Origin of the sequence: Colwellia sp. 75C3, from assembly GCF_002836255.1 — a bacterium.
Classification (GTDB): Bacteria; Pseudomonadota; Gammaproteobacteria; order Enterobacterales; family Alteromonadaceae; genus Colwellia.
Genome location: NZ_PJAU01000054.1, coordinates 253490 through 270712, shown reverse-complemented (window position 1 = coordinate 270712; position 17223 = coordinate 253490). Strand labels below are relative to the sequence as shown.

17 protein-coding genes are annotated in these 17223 nt (G+C 38.7%); 11 read left to right on the top strand and 6 right to left on the bottom strand.

The window, feature by feature from the left end:
- Positions 1-13 precede the first annotated feature (13 nt).
- The 4 genes from CXF85_RS13720 (at position 14) to CXF85_RS13705 (ending at position 4103) form a co-directional block, all read left to right on the top strand.
- Positions 14-745: a tyrosine-protein phosphatase gene (locus CXF85_RS13720; RefSeq protein ID WP_101229222.1), complete on the top strand. Its 732-nt coding sequence runs from the start codon at positions 14-16 to the stop codon at positions 743-745.
- A gap of 694 nt (positions 746-1439) precedes the next feature.
- The gene (locus CXF85_RS13715) at positions 1440-2183 is read left to right on the top strand and encodes a VpsP family polysaccharide biosynthesis protein (RefSeq protein WP_101229221.1); all 744 of its coding nucleotides are present in this window, start codon (positions 1440-1442) and stop codon (positions 2181-2183) included.
- A gap of 288 nt (positions 2184-2471) precedes the next feature.
- A complete protein-coding gene (gene glnK / locus CXF85_RS13710; protein ID WP_101229220.1) occupies positions 2472-2810 on the top strand; it encodes a P-II family nitrogen regulator in 339 nt (112 codons plus the stop codon).
- Between the two features lie 12 nt (positions 2811-2822).
- Positions 2823-4103 (top strand): ammonium transporter, encoded by a 1281-nt coding sequence (locus tag CXF85_RS13705; protein WP_101229219.1) that lies wholly within the window; start codon positions 2823-2825, stop codon positions 4101-4103.
- 106 nt (positions 4104-4209) lie between these two features.
- On the opposite strand, the gene CXF85_RS13700 is transcribed toward CXF85_RS13705, so the two are convergent.
- Positions 4210-5076 (bottom strand): peptidylprolyl isomerase, encoded by an 867-nt coding sequence (locus CXF85_RS13700; RefSeq protein ID WP_101229218.1) that lies wholly within the window; start codon positions 5074-5076, stop codon positions 4210-4212.
- A 191-nt stretch (positions 5077-5267) separates the two neighbouring features.
- Here CXF85_RS13700 and CXF85_RS13695 point away from each other — a divergent pair, with 191 nt between their 5' ends.
- Complete coding sequence (locus tag CXF85_RS13695) at positions 5268-6086, top strand: lysophospholipid acyltransferase family protein (protein ID WP_101229217.1); 819 nt, start codon at positions 5268-5270, stop codon at positions 6084-6086.
- Positions 6087-6156: 70 nt separating this feature from the next.
- Here the strand turns inward: CXF85_RS13695 and CXF85_RS13690 are convergent, their stop codons facing one another.
- The 5 genes from CXF85_RS13690 to CXF85_RS22975 all read right to left on the bottom strand — a co-directional run bounded on the left by CXF85_RS13690 (position 6157) and on the right by CXF85_RS22975 (position 10091).
- Positions 6157-7161 carry a BtrH N-terminal domain-containing protein gene (locus CXF85_RS13690; RefSeq protein WP_101229216.1) on the bottom strand — a complete coding sequence of 335 codons (1005 nt, stop codon included), beginning with the start codon at positions 7159-7161 and terminating at the stop codon, positions 6157-6159.
- Between the two features lie 78 nt (positions 7162-7239).
- Positions 7240-7638: a hypothetical protein gene (locus CXF85_RS13685; RefSeq protein ID WP_101229215.1), complete on the bottom strand. Its 399-nt coding sequence runs from the start codon at positions 7636-7638 to the stop codon at positions 7240-7242.
- A gap of 90 nt (positions 7639-7728) precedes the next feature.
- Complete coding sequence (locus CXF85_RS13680; RefSeq protein ID WP_101229214.1) at positions 7729-8889, bottom strand: beta-ketoacyl-ACP synthase III; 1161 nt, start codon at positions 8887-8889, stop codon at positions 7729-7731.
- 8 nt (positions 8890-8897) lie between these two features.
- The gene (locus tag CXF85_RS13675) at positions 8898-9824 is read right to left on the bottom strand and encodes a hypothetical protein (RefSeq protein WP_101229213.1); all 927 of its coding nucleotides are present in this window, start codon (positions 9822-9824) and stop codon (positions 8898-8900) included.
- 96 nt (positions 9825-9920) lie between these two features.
- Positions 9921-10091, bottom strand: coding sequence for a hypothetical protein (locus CXF85_RS22975; RefSeq protein ID WP_232771196.1), 171 nt, complete (start codon positions 10089-10091; stop codon positions 9921-9923).
- Between the two features lie 147 nt (positions 10092-10238).
- On the opposite strand from CXF85_RS22975, the gene CXF85_RS13665 reads away from it, so the two are divergent.
- The 6 genes from CXF85_RS13665 (at position 10239) to CXF85_RS13640 (ending at position 17202) form a co-directional block, all read left to right on the top strand.
- On the top strand, positions 10239-10739 hold the full coding sequence (locus tag CXF85_RS13665) for a DUF2141 domain-containing protein (protein ID WP_101229211.1): 501 nt from the start codon (positions 10239-10241) through the stop codon (positions 10737-10739).
- Between the two features lie 120 nt (positions 10740-10859).
- The gene (locus CXF85_RS13660) at positions 10860-12917 is read left to right on the top strand and encodes a 2,4-dienoyl-CoA reductase FMN-binding domain-containing protein (RefSeq protein ID WP_101229210.1); all 2058 of its coding nucleotides are present in this window, start codon (positions 10860-10862) and stop codon (positions 12915-12917) included.
- Positions 12918-12951: 34 nt separating this feature from the next.
- Positions 12952-13944 (top strand): ABC transporter ATP-binding protein, encoded by a 993-nt coding sequence (locus CXF85_RS13655; RefSeq protein WP_101229209.1) that lies wholly within the window; start codon positions 12952-12954, stop codon positions 13942-13944.
- On the top strand, positions 13938-15104 hold the full coding sequence (locus CXF85_RS13650; protein WP_101229208.1) for an ABC transporter permease: 1167 nt from the start codon (positions 13938-13940) through the stop codon (positions 15102-15104). The genes CXF85_RS13655 and CXF85_RS13650 overlap by 7 nt, the downstream gene beginning before the upstream one ends.
- Positions 15095-15403 (top strand): acyl carrier protein, encoded by a 309-nt coding sequence (locus CXF85_RS13645; RefSeq protein ID WP_101229207.1) that lies wholly within the window; start codon positions 15095-15097, stop codon positions 15401-15403. Before CXF85_RS13650 ends, CXF85_RS13645 begins: the two co-directional genes overlap by 10 nt.
- A 23-nt stretch (positions 15404-15426) precedes the next feature.
- On the top strand, positions 15427-17202 hold the full coding sequence (locus CXF85_RS13640) for a beta-ketoacyl synthase N-terminal-like domain-containing protein (RefSeq protein WP_101229206.1): 1776 nt from the start codon (positions 15427-15429) through the stop codon (positions 17200-17202).
- Positions 17203-17223 lie beyond the last annotated feature (21 nt).

Below are 17223 nucleotides of genomic sequence, written 5' to 3'. Positions count from 1 at the left end.
GGATCACTAATACATGATAGATATTCATTGCCATATTTTACCCGGTATCGATGATGGTGCTAAAGATATGGCTGAAGCACTCGCTTTAATTAATTTAGCGGTGGAAGATGGCGTAAAGCGTATTGTTGTTACGCCACATTTGCACTTTGGCCGCTTTGATAATTATTTATCGGTGATTGAGTCGTCTTTTTTAGCTTTACAGCAAGCAGTAGATAAAGAAAAAATTCAGGTTGAATTAGCTTATGCCGCTGAAGTAAGGCTAGATTCTGAGATTATATCCTTGCTTGCTAATAAGCAATTGCCTTTATACGGTAGCTATAATAATCAACAGTTTATGTTGCTTGAGTTTCCTCACAGTCATATTCCTGCGGGCAGTGATATTTTAGTTAAACATTTACTTAAAAAAAATATTACCCCTGTTATTGCTCACCCTGAACGTAATCGTGATTTATTAAAATCACCCAACAAGATTAAGACCTTTGTTGATTTAGGTTGCTGGTTTCAAGTGACAGCTGCTTCTATTACCGGAGGTTTTGGTGATGAATGCCAAGCGCTTGCTTTAAGTTATATCGAGCAAGGTTTTGTTAACATTATTGCTAGTGATGCACATAATCTTAAAAGAAGACCGCCTTTGTTAGGTGCCGCCAGAAGTAAAATTACGGCGATATTTGGTGAAGAAAAATCGCAACAATTGTTTTACGACAATCCTTATAATATTACCGCTAGCTTGTTTGTTAAAAAGTGATGGTCCAGAAACACACTGTAGGAGGGTGTTTACGCCCGAATTTTTTTCGAAGTGATGTTCACGGCTAAAGCCTGTTCCTACAGGTACGCATTGTAGGAGGGTGTTTACGCCCGAATTTTTTTCGAAGTGATGTTCACGGCTAAAGCCTGTTCCTACAAGCCAGCTCCTACAGGTACGCATTGTAGGAGGGTGTTTACGCCCGAATTTTTTTTCGAAGTGATGTTCACGGCTAAAGCCTGTTCCTACAAGCCAGCTCCTACAGGTACGCATTGTAGGAGGGTGTTTACGCCCGAATTTTTGTTTCGAAGTTAGGTTCACGGCTAAAGCCTGTCCCTACAAGCCAGCTCCTACAGGTACGCATTGTAGGAGGGTGTTTACGCCCGAATTTTTGTTTAGTTAGTGATGTTCACGGCTAAAGCCTGTTCCTACAAGCCAACTCTTACAGGTACGCATTGTAGGAGGGGGTTTACGCCCGAGTTTTTTTTTCGAAGTGATGTTCACGGCTAAAGCCTGTTCCTACAAGCCAACTCTTACAGGTAGGCATTGTAGGAGGGTGTTTACGCCCGAATGTTTGTTTCGAAGTGATGTTCACGGCTAAAGCCTGTTCCTACAAGCCAGCTCTTACAGGTAGGCATTGTAGGAGGGTGTTTACGCCCGACTTTTTGTTTAGTTAGATTAAATTTACAGGTCTCATATGAGTTCTTCATCAGCGTCACCACATTCTCTATTCGGCTTTTTATTCGGCAATAAGCCGCTGCATTATGCTGCTCTGGCTTTCTTAATACTCATTACCTTGTATTGTTTATCCGCGAGTTTTAGCAGAGGTGTTGCTAATGCTTGGTATTTTAATGCTGAGTTTTCATTAAATGATTGGGCAAAGAAAAAAACGATAGAAGATAAAGCCGAATACCAGCAGGCATTAACAGCGATTAAAAAAGCACAGTCGTTAGATCCTACGCATCCACATTACGTTCACATGGTAGGACGGATAATGCATTGGGGTGTTGATATGGGCTTTGAAGACAAAGACAAATTAGCAGAAATAAATCAATGGTATTTATTAGCAACTCAGCTAAGACCATTATGGTCTGATCCTTGGGTTGATTTACTGCGATTGAATAATTTATTACATGGCTATAACCAGCAGACCAAATACTATATTACTGAGGCGCTGTCGACAGGGCCATACATCGATTTAGTGACCGTTGGTACTATACAAGTGTGGTTATTAAATTGGTCGGTATTATCAGGCCCGGAACGTGAGTTGTTATTTAAACAATTTGCAGTAGCAACAAAGCAACCTAAAGTATTGCGCCAAGTACTTCAGTTCGCTAAGAGTATCAACAGAGAAAAACTGTTATGTAGTCAGCTTAAATTTAACCCTAAATATTCCACGCAAAAAAATTCACATTTATATAGACGTTTTTGTTTAAAATAAAGCGTTCTTAATATCCTGTGCAAGCGAAGTCCGAGTAAAGCTAATAGCAGCCTTCCTAGACTTTAATAGCTGGCTTATAACTCAGGAAATACTCCCTGTAATTTATCGATAGTGCATTGCACCAGATGCACTGTGCGAAATCATTCTGCGCACTAGCTTGGTGCGATCTTGTTATTCTAATTTATCCAACCCACCTCAACATCATGTTTAATAACATAAATTTATATTGGCATATGAATTGTATTATCAAGTTATCAGAAATATAAAAACTATAACTAGAGGTTAACCATGAAACTAATTAGCGCAATCATAAAACCATTCAAATTAGATGATGTCAGAGAGGCTATTTCTGAAATAGGCGTAGAAGGTATCACGGTGAGTGAAGTTAAGGGGTTTGGCCGACAAAAAGGGCATACCGAATTATACCGTGGTGCTGAATACCAAGTCGATTTCCTACCTAAGGTAAAGTTAGAAATTGCGGTTAACGAAGAACTTGTTGAACGTTTAGTTGAAACCATTACTAAAGCGGCTTACACCGGTAAAATTGGTGACGGTAAGATTTTTGTTTATAACCTTGAGCAAGCTATCCGTATTCGTACGGGTGAGCTAGATTCTGAAGCACTTTAAAGGAGAATGATGATGGAACAAAATATATTTCAATTACAGTACGCTTTAGATACTTTTTATTTTCTTATTTGTGGTGCTTTGGTGATGTGGATGGCTGCGGGCTTCTCAATGCTTGAAGCTGGCTTGGTACGTGCTAAAAACACTACCGAAATTTTGACTAAAAACGTCGCGTTATATGCAATCGCTTGCATCATGTATCTTATCGTCGGGTACGATATTATGTACGGTGGTGGCATTTTCTTAAATGGTATAGCGCTTGACGGTGCTAGTGACGCAGACGCACTTGTTGGTGCTGTACTGGCTGAATCGGCTGAAGCTGGCTTTGATGGTGGCGCGGTTTATTCAAACGCTTCTGATTTCTTCTTCCAGGTAGTTTTTGTTGCCACGGCTATGTCGATCGTTTCAGGTGCTGTTGCAGAACGTATGAAATTATGGGCTTTCTTAGCATTTACCGTGGTATTAACTGGCTTTATCTATCCGATGGAAGGTAGCTGGACTTGGAACGGTGATGCAGTATTTGGTTTATATACTTTAGGTGACTTAGGTTTCTCTGATTTTGCTGGTTCAGGTATTGTTCATATGGCAGGTGCTTCCGCAGCATTAGCTGGTGTTTTATTACTTGGTGCTCGTAAAGGAAAATACGGTAAAGACGGCAAAGTTAACGCAATTCCTGGTGCTAACTTACCTATGGCAACATTAGGTACCTTTATTTTATGGATGGGTTGGTTTGGTTTTAATGGTGGTTCAGTGTTAAAACTTGCGGACATTAACAGTGCTAACTCAGTAGCTATGGTGTTTTTAAATACTAACGCGGCTGCAGCGGCTGGTGCCATTTCAGCACTTATCTTCGCTAAAATACTATTCAAAAAAGCAGATTTAACCATGACTTTAAACGGTGCTTTAGCCGGTTTAGTCGCGATTACTGCTGAACCTTCTACACCATCACCATTACAAGCAACAATCTTTGGCGCTATCGCTGGCGTTATTGTAGTGATGTCCATTTTAGCATTAGACAAAATTAAGATTGATGATCCAGTCGGTGCTATCTCTGTACACGGTGTTGTTGGCTTCTTTGGTTTAATGATTGTGCCAATCACTAATTCATCGTCTAGTTTCAGTGGTCAGCTTATTGGTGCAGCAACTATCTTTGTTTGGGTATTTGGTACTAGTTTTGTTGTTTGGTTTGCTCTGAAGAAGATTATCGGTATTCGAGTTAGTGCTGAAGAAGAGTATGAAGGTGTTGATATCTCTGACTGTGGTATGGAAGCTTACCCAGAGTTTACCAGAGGTTAAGAGTATTATAACTTTATAGCGACCAGATAAAGTAATACAAAAAAAGCAGCGATATCACCAAGTGATACGCTGCTTTTTTATTAGCTATTATTGAAGGATAGTTAATTTATCTACGTTTGAATAACTTTTTTCTCGTTGATACTAACGCTAACATAACAAGTGAAAACCATGTGATTGAACCACCACTGTCTTCTCCAGCATCAGCTTCCTTTAAATATTTATTTGGGTCGCTTGGAAAAGCATCCGCTATGTCTATCACACCATCATCATCACTATCAGGCTCTTTTGATTTCAATGGGGTTAAATCGCTGTCAGTTACTTCTGAGCTATCAATAATCGTTACATGTTCAATAACAACAAAGTTTTCCATTCCAGGTGCACTCATATCACCACATGTTTGACTAGTTTCCATCACCATAGGAATACCTTCTAAACTACCAGCATTGCATAACTTAAGTAGGGCTACCTGTTCTATTATATCAAGGCCTTCAATTATTTGACCAAAAACGGTAAAACCACCGTTTTGTCTATCTAAGTTATTGCTATTGTCTTTTAAGTTAAAAAACCATTGGTTAGTAGCACTATGAACATCGCTGCCTTTTTTCGCCATGGCAATTGTGCCTTTAACATTAGAATAAACAGGCTCGTTTTTCACTGGGGCATTTGGCACTAGTGCGGTTAAAGGCCATTCGCCGCTAAAGGAAAAACCACCGCCTTGTACAATAAAATCAGGAACGGCCCTATGAACTACAGAGTTAGTGTAATGCCCATCATCTATATAGTTAAGAAAGTTTGCTACCGTTTCAGGAGTTGTGGTATCAAACAAGTTAACTTTAATACTTTCTGTACTGAGTGATGTTTTAATTTCAACAATAGTCGCATTAGCTGTATTGGCAAAGGTTAAACTTGCAGTAGTTATGCCGATAAGGGAAAGTAAAGTTCGGGTATTTTTATTTGTTATTTGTTTAAACATGGACAACCTAGTTTTGCAGTAAATGGTTTTAAATCGTGTCTCATAGTAAAGACTGTGATCGGCGTTAACAAGTAGCAGTTACACTTTAGTAACTTCGATTCAAGTAATAATTTTATCTGTTGCTAGGTTCGTGGTGATGATGGTGATAATATCGAGACATAATTATAAGAAATACTCCGCAGTAAATACCTATGCTCAACTATTTTAATCATCTTTGGCGCATTGTCGCAACCGGCTTTTGTTTCGCCTGCTTTGGTATAGGCGGTATATTTTTAACTGTTTTTGTTTTTCCATTACAAAAACTATTCATTAAAGGTAAAGCTAAGCAAAAACAAGTTGCGCGTAAAACTGTTCATTATACTTTTAAGTTTTTTATCGGCTTGATGGCCTTTACCGGAATCTTTAGCTTTGATTTGGTAAGAGCAAGAAAGTTAAGTGAAATGAATAGTCAGTTGGTACTTGCTAACCACCCATCACTTATTGATGTTGTGGTGCTTATCTCAATAATCCCTAATGCCGATTGTGTCGTGAAGGCTCACTTATTTACGAATCCTTTTTTACGTGGCGTGGTTAAAAGTACGGGTTATATCAGTAATGCTGACCCTGAAGGGCTATTGGTTGATTGTAAAAAATCAATTGCTGCAGGTAATAACCTGATAATTTTTCCTGAAGGCACGCGTACTACACCGGGACAAAACATTAAGTTCCAACGTGGTGCTGCCAATATTGCTTTGCGCTGTTTATCAGAGGATTCACAGTTAACAAAGCAAGAGTCAGGTATTAGTACTGTGCTTATTCAAGTCAAACCAACGACGTTAACTAAATCAGAGCCTTGGTATAAAGTGCCTGCATACAAGGCACAATTTAGTGCTGAGTTAATTGATAATTCACTGGAACCAAGCAACTTTGAAAGTAGCTGTGACAGTAAAAATATTAGCAAACAAGTTCGTCACTATAATCAAACGCTGCAAGATTTTTTCGTTGAAGCGCTTAGCAATACTAATAGCTAGTAATTGCTTGTGTGTGAAAAGGTTAATCAGGCGTTAGTGAGATAACGCCTATTGAAGTTAGCGTTTATTACTAACCTTTTATTGCGAGTAAGGTACTGCGTAATGCTTGCTCTTGTGTCGCACAGCTTTCCAATTTATCGGCAACATTATCTAAACTAAGATCTTTACGTTTCTTACAAAACAATACAGCATCCATAGCAAATTCACGCCAATTATCACCCACTTCAGTTGCTTGCTTAGCCGCCGCTTGTAAATCGTCATTGTTAGTTAATTTTGCCGACTCAGCTAAGAAGCTAGCAAACATAAAGCGAAATCCAGCACCACCGGTACCTATTTCTTCTTGCATACGAACAATATTACCTAAGAATAATTTTTGATATTTAGGTTTTGTTTTAACTAAAGAACGAATTTTTTTAGCTAAAAACTTAATACCTTTATTACCAAAAAATGGCAGTAATAAACCATTCATCATCTTGGCTGTTTTATTAATTGCACTATAAATATGTGGGGTTAAGTCAATGTCGCTTGGTACGTTACGTACCACATACATTCTGCCTTTTGCTGCTAATGCACCTTTGGCGAAACGAGCACGTTGTAAATCTTCTGCCGGACACTCTACTAAGTGTTCAAACACAGGATCGCTGATTAAGTAATTTCCTGCTGCTGTTTTCCCGTAAACCACCAAATTATGCGCATTAAAATGAAATCGCATATCTTCAGGGAAATAAGGTAACCAATAAACTGAGGTTTGTAAGCCAACTAAATTACCTTTAGCTAGCTCATCATCAAGGGCTTGCATGCCTTTAGCTTGGTTTGAAAAATTTTGACTGTCTAATTCCACCTTAAGCTTTTTACATACTGCTTTTATAATTGCTTTTGGCGGCATGCGATAAGCAATTAACGGTAAGCCACCAATTTTAACCATAGGTAAATAAACGAAGGTTAACGCAGAAGATAAACCAAAAGCCATCGGCTCTGAAATTTTTAGGCCTTTACTACGTAATAACGTTGAAATAACACCAGATTCGCAGTGTGAAGATTGTTGATGGTCTATATCTAAAATAATGTCTGTCATTGGCTTGGCTTATTGTTGTTTTTATCGGACGAATATAAGAGCTGAATATTAAGGTTAAATACTAGCGTTAGTCATTATCTATTTGGGTAAACTGATTAATTCAGCGATAGTGAGCTTCATTACTTCACCATAGGTATTGAGCTTACTCTCAGATAATTTATTAAAAACTTTAGGTGTTAAGTGACGTTTGATTTGCCACTGAAAAAATCCAGTGGTTTGTGACAACGAACTAATATCAAACCTAAGTCTAAGCATGTGATAGGCCAAAGGAGATACCTCACCTTGACGCGCTTGAATAAGCGCATCTTGTGTTTGCTCTTGTAAATCATCAACGGCCATTTGTGTAGCAAAGCTTTCTACTTCCCAACCACTCGACTTAACGCCATGGTAATTACCACTATCATCAACAGCATAAATTAGCTTTTTTTGCCCTTGGTAGGTCGTGCTGTCGTCTTGTGGTACATCTTTATCGTTCATTGGCTGTCCTTGAGAAGTACTTATTCAATCATTTATTGGATAATTAAGTTGTAACTAAGTCGGTAATTCGTTCAGTATTACTTATGCCTGTTACACTACCGTTAACTGCATGAAAGCGCTAGAGAACCGTCCACTTTCAGGGATGTAACATAACAGCTTTTGACCTTTAATTAGCTCATTATCGTTGAATAATTCTTCTAACATGATGAATATAGAGGCTGAACCCGTATTACCCTTAGTGGTTAAATTGGTAAACCATTTTTCAAAAGGTATTTCAAAATTTATATTAACCAAGCCTTCATACAAACGTTCTCTAAAATAGCCTGAAGAGTAGTGTGGAATGAAGTAATCAAAATCTTCTGGGCTGATATTTCGTTTTACTTTAATGCGATTCAGGGCATTTTCTACCGTGACTTTAACGATGTTTTCGTTGAGTAACTTTACATCTTGCTTTACTGCCGCAATAGATTGTTGCTCGCGTTCTTGGCTGCTGTAACGTAAGCCGCCTTTGAGTGCGCCTTGGCTTTTTTCAGCTCCGGCATACATGCAAGCTTCTAATTCATTGGCAAAAGATAATATTTCTATCCAATCAATTTTTAATGACAGACTGTCTATGTTGGGTTCATTACTTAACAATGCAGCGCCGGCGCCATCTGATAACATCCAACGTAAAAAATCTTTCTCAAAAGCGAGCTCTGGCTTACTGGTGAGTTGTTCTACTTTATGCTGACATTCAGCTTCGAAATTACTAGCATGCATGACGCTGGAGGCTAGTTCACTAGCAACAACAACGCCTTTTTTACTTTCACCCGCTTTTATCGCCAAATAGCCATACTTAAGGGCTGTAATACCACAGACACATATGCCTGCGGTTGATATGACTTCACATGGCGGTATGTTCAATTGGCCATGAACCATTACACCATGGTTTGGCATGGTTTGATCCGGCATCGATGTGCTGGCAACCAGGGTATCAACTTGCGCTAATTCTTCCGCGTCGGGTAATAACTTGTTTACTGCTTCAGCGGCAAGAGAGGCATTAGTGTAATTAAACTCGCCAGTTTCAGGATCAATACCATAGTGACGTGATTTAATTTTATTACTACGTAAAATGACTGATTTTGCGCGTGATCTTTGCTCACCAACTTGTCCTAATACTTTTTCCATATCAGCGTTACTGACAGGTTCGTTAGGCATAACCGCAGTTAAACGCGTGATAAAAACTGAGTTTTCTTTTTCGGTAAAATCCATTGTTACAACTACTCTCCAGAAGGCTCAGCAAAATATTCTTTTTGTGCGCGGATACGTTTTTTAGTTAAGGGGGCGATAAGTTTTTTTATCAGTGCAGTGATAGGTACAACCGTGAGGATTAAGGTCAATAAAAATACCACATAGACTAATAAGCCACAACTACGGCGCACTGAGTTTTGTGGGCCTAGGGCCGTTAATAGTTTGCTCCAAATAGTAAAGCTATGATTACCGACACGTTCACTAGCAATCAGTTTTTCATTAATTTTAACCGCGCCTAAACCTTTTAGCATAGGCTGAGAGATAAGGCTGTCATCACGTTGTAATCTTTTTTTGATGGCAAGACCAAAGCGTTTGGCGTTAACAATATCATCTTCACTTACCCCAGCAGTAGGTAACCATGAATAGGCTTTTTTTCTACCGGTGAACATCCACATTGGTGTCGCTAAGAAACTAAATGCTGCGCCACAATCATCGGTTAATGCGACATTATCGACTAAGTTAGCTTTTAATGAGTTGAGTAGTTTTTTCACTTTTTCTTGGGCGTTTAACCACATGCCTCGACAACCAATCACGGTAACAACGGCTTTATTTTTGAAAAGGGCTTTAGCTTCATCACTTTGTAAAAAAGACGAAATAGGTGTTGATGGCGATAAAAACCAAACTTGGTAGCTTAAAATGATGAGATCATATTCATCAGCAGCGTTAACAATTGTCTTATCTATTGGCTTCAACGCCTGTGGAGTCATTTTTACCGCTTCAGGGAAAATATGAAAAAATCGTAAAAATGGCCAAGGAAAAGGGTAGCTCTGCTCTGGCTCTAAGGTCAGACAATCAACTTGAATATCGTTCTCTTGCTTTAGAGGAGCAATTATCGAGTCAGTGATGCGAGTGAGTTGACCTGTTTGTGAGTAATGAATAACGAGAACTTTGCGCACCAAGATAAGCCTAACAAGATAAATTTGTGGGTTATTATACTTTATTGTCTTAGAATGAAAATAGATAAATACCCGTTCCACTTGAAGATGCATGATTCAGCTGGAATTAGAAACGCCTTTAGGCAAGGCATTGATTGAACAGAATGGTTGTTCAGGAGATTGTGCTCCTGCATTCTCTAAGAAGCTACATCCATGTAGCGTCCTTGTCGAAATCAATAACGCAGCATAAAGCGTTTCTAAATCAGCCCCTTGGGGAAGACTGGACAAATCATACTCTGCGTTACATTTCTTTTTAAGGGAATAACCCTTAATACAAAAATGTGCCTTGATTATGAATCGCTCAGATTTCCTGAAACGAGCATCTTCAAGTGGAGCGGGTATAAACAATTCAACTCAATCATAGCTATAAATCACATGAAACATTACCTTTTTCCTCGCCTGTTCACTGTAATATTCACCGCAGTTTTTGTCTTGTTTCCTGTTACTAAGCTTTACGCCAACAATGCGGCTCTTTTAGTAGACGTAACACGTATTAAGGAGATTCAAGGTCAGCTGCATTATCAATTATTTACTTGCCCAAACAATGAAGAAACGCCTTGGCATGAATTAAGACTTTTAGACAGCGGTCAATCTGCTATTAGTGAAAACGCTATGCAATTGCGGTTTTCAATGCTTAAAAAAGGGTCGTATATTGTTCGGGTTTTTCAAGATAGTAACGCTAACGGTCAACTTGATTTTAGTAGTAACGGTATACCTAAAGAGCCAACTGGTTTTTCCGGTAATCCTAGTTTAATGTTAGGTTACCCTAGTGCCCAAAACAGCTGCTTTAACTACGATGAACATGACATAACGAGTCACTTAGTCACTATTAAACTTAACAACAAGAAAAAAAAGCGAAGTAAAAAAAGCAGATAAGGTAATTACTTTGCAAGAAAAGCTCGTTTTTGCTAGTCTAGCGGCAATTTGTTATCTTTTGTTGCCCTATGTGGAGGCTGTTAAGTTTCGTTATCAACTTACACGGCTATTGAGTTTGTTATGTCCTTTCCCCATTTATTAAAACCACTCGCCTTAAAAAACACCACACTTAAAAATCGTGTGGTGATGGGTTCTATGCATACTAGCTTGGAAGAAACTGAGCAAGGTTTTGTTAAAGTTGCAGCTTTTTATCGTGAACGCGCTAAAGGTGGCGTTGGCTTGATTATCACAGGAGGGATATCTCCTAACCTCAGTGGTATTGTTGCGCCAGATAGAGCCATTATGCAGCAGCAAAGTGATGTTAAAGATCACCAACTGATTACTGATGCTGTGCATGAATTTGATTGTAAAATTTGTATGCAAATTCTCCATGCTGGCCGTTATGGTTATCACGTTAATCAAGTTGCCCCATCAGCTATTCAAGCGCCTATTAGTTTATATGCACCTCGTGCGTTGACAGTAAGTGAGATCGAAACTCAAATTAATGATTTTGTGCAAAGTGCGGTGCTTGCTAAACAAGCTGGCTATGACGGTGTTGAAATTATGGGATCAGAAGGTTATCTCATTAATCAATTTATTGTTAAAGCCACTAATGAGCGTACTGATGATTGGGGCGGTAGTTTTGAAAAGCGAATTCGCTTTGCGTTAGAAATAGTAAAACGTACTCGCGCTGCAGTGGGTAATGATTTTTTATTAATCTTCCGTCTATCTATGATTGATCTGATTGAACAAGGTAGTTCAGCAACAGAAGTGATTACCTTAGCTCAGTTGTTAGAGCAACATAGCGTTAATATTATCAATACCGGCATTGGTTGGCATGAATCAAGGGTGCCGACAATTTCAGCTTCCGTGCCGAGTGGTTTATTTGTGCCGTTAAGTGAAAATATTAAACAGCATATTAGTATTCCGGTGATCACCAGTAATCGCATCAACACGCCAGAGCAAGCAGAACAAATAATTGCCAATAAACAAGCTGACTTAGTGTCAATGGCGCGGCCTTTTTTAGCTGATAGCAATTTTGTTAACAAGGCCATGGCAGGGCAGTCTGATGAAATAAATACTTGTATTGCCTGTAATCAAGGCTGCTTAGATAAAATTTTTATTAGGAAAACGGCTTCATGCCTAGTCAATCCTAGAGCGTGTAATGAAACAACGTTAAATTTTACCGTGGCAAAGCAGATGAAAAAATTAGCTGTGGTAGGTGCAGGACCTGCAGGCTTGGCTTTTGCAAAATATGCTGCTCAACGTGGTCATCAAGTGACGCTTTTTGAAGCCAGTGATAAAATTGGCGGTCAATTTAACTTAGCGAGTAAGGTACCGGGTAAAGAAGAGTTTTTACATACCTTGCGTTATTTTAAAGCAATATTACCTAAGCTCGGGGTAACCATTAAACTAAATGTTCGAGTAAATAGTACTGACTTGGCTGATTTTGATGAGGTCATACTAGCAACGGGAGTTCGAGCTAGGCTACCTGAAATTCCTGGTTTAGTGGACGGGATAAATAGCGGGAAAGTACTCAGTTATCAAGATGTTTTATCGGGTGATAAACAAGTAGGTCAACATGTTGCTATTATCGGCGGAGGTGGTATTGGTTTTGATGTCGCGCTTTTCTTAGTAAGTGAAAGCAATGAAGCAAGTCACGGTAATAAAACTACCAGCCAAAGCTCCAAAGTACAAAACATCGAAAATGAGTTTATGCAAGAATGGGGCATTGATCTCTCCCTCAAACAAGCGGGCGGTTTGGCTGATAAACATGTTGAGCCAGCAAAGCGCACCATTACCATGTTACAAAGGCGCTTACGTAAACCTGGTACGGATTTAGGAAAAACGACTGGTTGGATCCACCGCCAACATTTGAAAAATAAAAAAGTAAAAATGACGGTCGGTGTGACTTATGAAAAGATAGACCAGCAAGGTTTACATTTATTAGTGCGTGGCAAGCCTAGATTATTAGCGGTTGACCATATTATTAACTGCACAGGTCAGCTTGAAGAAAATAGCTTAGCCGTAACGATTACCGACAAACCTTGTCATTTAATTGGTGGGGCTAAAAATGCTAGCGGTGTTGATGCCGAACGTGCCATTTTAGAAGCGGCACAGTTAGCGCAAATTATTTAGTTTATGGATTAGTTAACAGGAATGATAATAAAAAATGCTTAAGCCACAAATGCCGCTCATGCCTGATATGCAAGTAACGTCAGCAACCCCAAATAGGCAGAGTCCGGGAAATACCATAATACAGGCGACGGATCTCAGCTATAAATATCGCGGTAACGAACACTTTTCTGTACATAACTTATCCTTAGCGATTAAAGCAGGACAATGCACCGGTATTATTGGCCCCAACGGTGCTGGTAAATCAACAACCATCTCATTACTTTGTGCGTTACTAACGCCATCACAAGGAGAGGTGAGTTATTACCCCAGCGACAAAGACAACAATTTATCTTTACAAGAGAATATAGAGCAAAAAGTTGCTCTCATTCCACAAGAATATGCTTTTTATCCCGAGCTGAGTGTAAAACAAAACCTTGAATACTTTATTTCATTAAGCGAGCCTAAGCGGGAAAATCGTAAAGCTTTATTAGTGCAAAGTTTAGCGCAATGTCAGTTGCAACAAGTCAGTAAGCAAAAAGCAGCAAGCCTTTCTGGCGGCTATAAAAGGCGCTTGAATATCGCCATTGCATTGAGTAAATCTCCAGATATTATTTTCTTAGATGAACCAACAGTCGGTATTGATCCTGTTTCACGCCAAGACATCATAAACTTACTTGAGCAACTTAAAAAACAGGGGAAAACGCTTATTTACACCTCTCATATGCTTAATGAGGTTGAGCAGTTGTGTGATGATGTTATTTTGCTGGAGCAAGGAAGAGCCATAGCAATTAGCCAAACCAGTGATGATAATATGGTGGTTACTTTAGAGTTCTTCCCTGAGCAGCAAAATAGCGCTTTGTTAACGGCTCTTGGATTACCTTTCAGTGCAGAGCAAACCAACTTCACTCTAAATATCTCCGACACGGTGCAGCTCCAGCAGGTGTTTTTACAATTCAGTGATAACTTAACCGGTATTAAAAATATTCACTTCTCTCAAAACTCCATTGACCAGTTGTACTTCAATTCTTATAAGGCTAGTGCATGTTAATTCAGAGCGTTAAAAAAGAAGCCATTATTATTGCTAATGACTTACACAGCCTTGCGGTGCTTATTTTATTACCTATTACTTTTATGATTATCATGACCTTAGCGATGGGCGAGCAACAAGAAAACTTAGTGAAGAAAATAAACATAGCCATAGAGTGTGAGAGCCAATGTGACGATGAACAATTATCGACCTTAGCACACTATATAAAAAGCAGTGGTTTAGGTGTTAATCAGATGGATGATAAATTTGATGCCTCATTGATGGTACAAGCCGGTTTTAGTGATAACCTATTAATGCGTCTAGGGGAAGGGACGTTGGTATTAGATTTTAGTCCGCAATTATCACCACAAAGCCGTACCATGGTGGTTGAGTTGGTTAAAGTTGCGTTATCTAAGCTAAAACTGCACGCTTATATGGAAGATAATGGTGATTTTGATGAAGACTTACCTTTGCTTGAAAAAGTAGCCTTAGTTAATACCAGTGCCAGTGTTGATTACTTAATTACGCAAGATGAAGAGCAACAATTATTTAATGCGCCAACCTTGTATAGCATTCCCTCTTGGCTTATTTTTGGTTTATATTTTATTGTCTTACCTATTTCTACTACCTTAATTAAAGAAAAAGAAAATGGTACTTTACTGCGAATTCAAACTTACCCTATTAGTAATCATTATTACTTTTTTAATAAGGCACTGTCTTATGGCGTAGTGAGTTTATTTCAATGGATATTATTGAGTGTCGTTGGGCTTTTATGTGTACCTTGGCTGACAGAGCAGGCGGTATTAGTAATCAATAGTCCAAGCTTGTACGTATTATCAGGTTTTTTTATTATTTTTGCTGCCATTGGTTTTGCCTTTTTGTTAGCGGTTTTAGTGAATACCTTTGAACAAGCCATTGTACTTGGTGGTGGCATTAATATCTTGTTGGCTGCATTGAGTGGTTTTATGGTACCGATTGATATCATGCCACAAGCCCTCGCGAAAATTGCTAGCTTCTCTCCTATGTATTGGTCGTCAGAGTTGTTAAAACAGGGGCTGTCTGGCGCGACTTTTACGCAAGCTTCAAGCAATTTATTATTACTTACCTGCTTTGGTAGCATTTGTTTTATTGCTGCTCTAATCATTTTTAACTACAAAACAAAAAGGTTGTCATGGACATAAACTCTTTAGAACAAGTGAACAAAGCAGAACTCATGCTGGCATTAAAAAAACTGATTATCGAAGAGTGCGATAAGGAAGATGATTTTGAGCCGAGTGATATTTTAGATGATGAATTACTGTTTGGTCGTAAATCACGTATTGCACTTGATTCACTTGATGCATTGCAGTTATCGCTAGTATTGAAGAAAAAATTTGCTATCAGTATTGAAGGCTCAAAAGAAACACGTAAGCACTTGCAATCAATTGCCAGCATTGCGGAATTAATTTTGGCAGGTCAAAGCCAAACTAGTGAAAGCTAATAATCGCTTAGAGCAGATAAAGTATGCATGATATAAATAAAGTTGTCTTAGTGGGTAATCAAGCCCTTGCCCCTGTTTTTATTATTGGCAGCGCATCATTAAGTGTTTTAGGACAAGGGGCTGCGAACTTAGTAACTTACGCTAACGGGCAAACATTGCATCGTCTTGCCCAACCACTTAATTGTTATTATCAAGCGATACCTCTGGCGCCAATAGAAGAAAGCTACCAGCGTATATATAAACTGCTGTCCGAGGTTATTGAACAAGTGATTACTGAGCAATCCTTAACGGTCGAACAACTAGCGCTCACAAGCCTCTTTTTAGGTTCATCGTCGATGGATATTGGTGCTGTTGTTAGTCAGTCCGATCAAGCTATTTGGTTATCAAAACTAGACCGCATCAATGCCTACTTAGTTAAAAAATATGGTTTAAATGACTTACATTTCACCTTTAGCACCGCGTGCACGTCAAGCAGTAACGCACTTATTTATGCGACACGCTTGGTGAGAACAGGCGAAGTAAAAACAGCATTAGTCATTGGTTGTGAGTTTTATAATCAATTAACGTTAAAAGGCTTTAATTCATTAGAATTACTTTCTGAACAAGGTTTACATGCTTTTTCAAAACACCGCGATGGCATGGTTTTAGGTGAAGGTGTCGGCGCGTTACTTTTGTCAAATCAAGCCAATGATGAGTGTTGCTTAGCGATAATGGATGGTTATTCTTCTTGTGATAGTTATAGCTTAACAACCACGGAAGAAGATGGCTCTAAAATTAGCGAAGTGATAGTGAAATCGATAAAATTATCAGGAATAACGGCTCAAAATATTCAATTGATTAAAGCACACGGAACTGCTTCTCTTGCAAGCGATCAGGCTGAGGCGAATGCACTTGAACGTGTTTTTGGTAAAAAAACGCCTGCCTTAGCATTAAAACCTTTTATTGGGCATACTCTCGGAGCTTGTGGTGTTTTAGAGTTGGCGTTACTTGTTGATTTAGTTAAACAAGATATTATGCCAGTACCAGATTATGTGCAATCGTTAGACCAAGACGTTATTGACAAAAGCAGTAAAAAACATAATACAGAAGCGTCGACGGGTCATTTACTTACTTTTGTTTCAGCACAGCAATCATTTAAGAACATTGATTATATCCTTGCCAATCATTGTGGATTTGGTGGTAATAATGCGGCTTTTGTTTTGAAGAATTTAACCGCTCAAAATACTGTTATGTCGATAGATAAACCTAATGCTCACAGTAAGGTAAATCTTGATGTGGACATAGATGTTATTGCACAAAATTTTGTTGAATATGACGCTAAACTCAGCGCTAAAGTATTAAGAAAACAAGTTAAGCAATTAACAGGTTTTGAAGTCAGGCGTATGGATTCCTTCACTCTGATTGCATTACAAGCGTTACATGATTTATTTGAAAACGAGCAAGTTAAGTCGTTAAATCTTGATAAAAATCAATTAGGTTTGTACGGTGTTGGGGATTATTTTTCGGTAGCGTTATTACAGTCATTGGTACTCAGCATTGAAGAAGGCGAAGACGTTAGGCCGTTAGATTTTATTTCCAGTGTAGGAAACTCAGCTAATTTTTATTTAGCAAAACAGTTTAATATTCGGGGTGTTAACTTATTTACTGGGGCAAGTAGTGAGGCAATAGAACGAACACAAAAACTAGCAAAAACTGACTTAGCATTAGGCATCGTTGATTATGCTATTTTGGTGCATTGGCAACAAAATGAAGACATTAGTCAATGCGCAGTAAGCTTGTTTAAACAAAAAGCTTTATAATAGCGTCAGCTTTATTAGAAA

Bases quoted from the DNA above. Each gene is read 5' to 3' on its own strand.
- CXF85_RS13720 (WP_101229222.1), top strand. From the start codon at position 14: ATGATAGATATTCATTGCCATATTTTACCCGGTATCGATGATGGTGCT.
- CXF85_RS13715 (WP_101229221.1), top strand. From the start codon at position 1,440: ATGAGTTCTTCATCAGCGTCACCACATTCTCTATTCGGCTTTTTATTC.
- glnK (WP_101229220.1), top strand. From the start codon at position 2,472: ATGAAACTAATTAGCGCAATCATAAAACCATTCAAATTAGATGATGTC.
- CXF85_RS13705 (WP_101229219.1), top strand. From the start codon at position 2,823: ATGGAACAAAATATATTTCAATTACAGTACGCTTTAGATACTTTTTAT.
- CXF85_RS13700 (WP_101229218.1), bottom strand. From the start codon at position 5,076: ATGTTTAAACAAATAACAAATAAAAATACCCGAACTTTACTTTCCCTT.
- CXF85_RS13695 (WP_101229217.1), top strand. From the start codon at position 5,268: ATGCTCAACTATTTTAATCATCTTTGGCGCATTGTCGCAACCGGCTTT.
- CXF85_RS13690 (WP_101229216.1), bottom strand. From the start codon at position 7,161: ATGACAGACATTATTTTAGATATAGACCATCAACAATCTTCACACTGC.
- CXF85_RS13685 (WP_101229215.1), bottom strand. From the start codon at position 7,638: ATGAACGATAAAGATGTACCACAAGACGACAGCACGACCTACCAAGGG.
- CXF85_RS13680 (WP_101229214.1), bottom strand. From the start codon at position 8,889: ATGGATTTTACCGAAAAAGAAAACTCAGTTTTTATCACGCGTTTAACT.
- CXF85_RS13665 (WP_101229211.1), top strand. From the start codon at position 10,239: ATGAAACATTACCTTTTTCCTCGCCTGTTCACTGTAATATTCACCGCA.
- CXF85_RS13660 (WP_101229210.1), top strand. From the start codon at position 10,860: ATGTCCTTTCCCCATTTATTAAAACCACTCGCCTTAAAAAACACCACA.
- CXF85_RS13655 (WP_101229209.1), top strand. From the start codon at position 12,952: ATGCTTAAGCCACAAATGCCGCTCATGCCTGATATGCAAGTAACGTCA.
- CXF85_RS13650 (WP_101229208.1), top strand. From the start codon at position 13,938: ATGTTAATTCAGAGCGTTAAAAAAGAAGCCATTATTATTGCTAATGAC.
- CXF85_RS13645 (WP_101229207.1), top strand. From the start codon at position 15,095: ATGGACATAAACTCTTTAGAACAAGTGAACAAAGCAGAACTCATGCTG.
- CXF85_RS13640 (WP_101229206.1), top strand. From the start codon at position 15,427: ATGCATGATATAAATAAAGTTGTCTTAGTGGGTAATCAAGCCCTTGCC.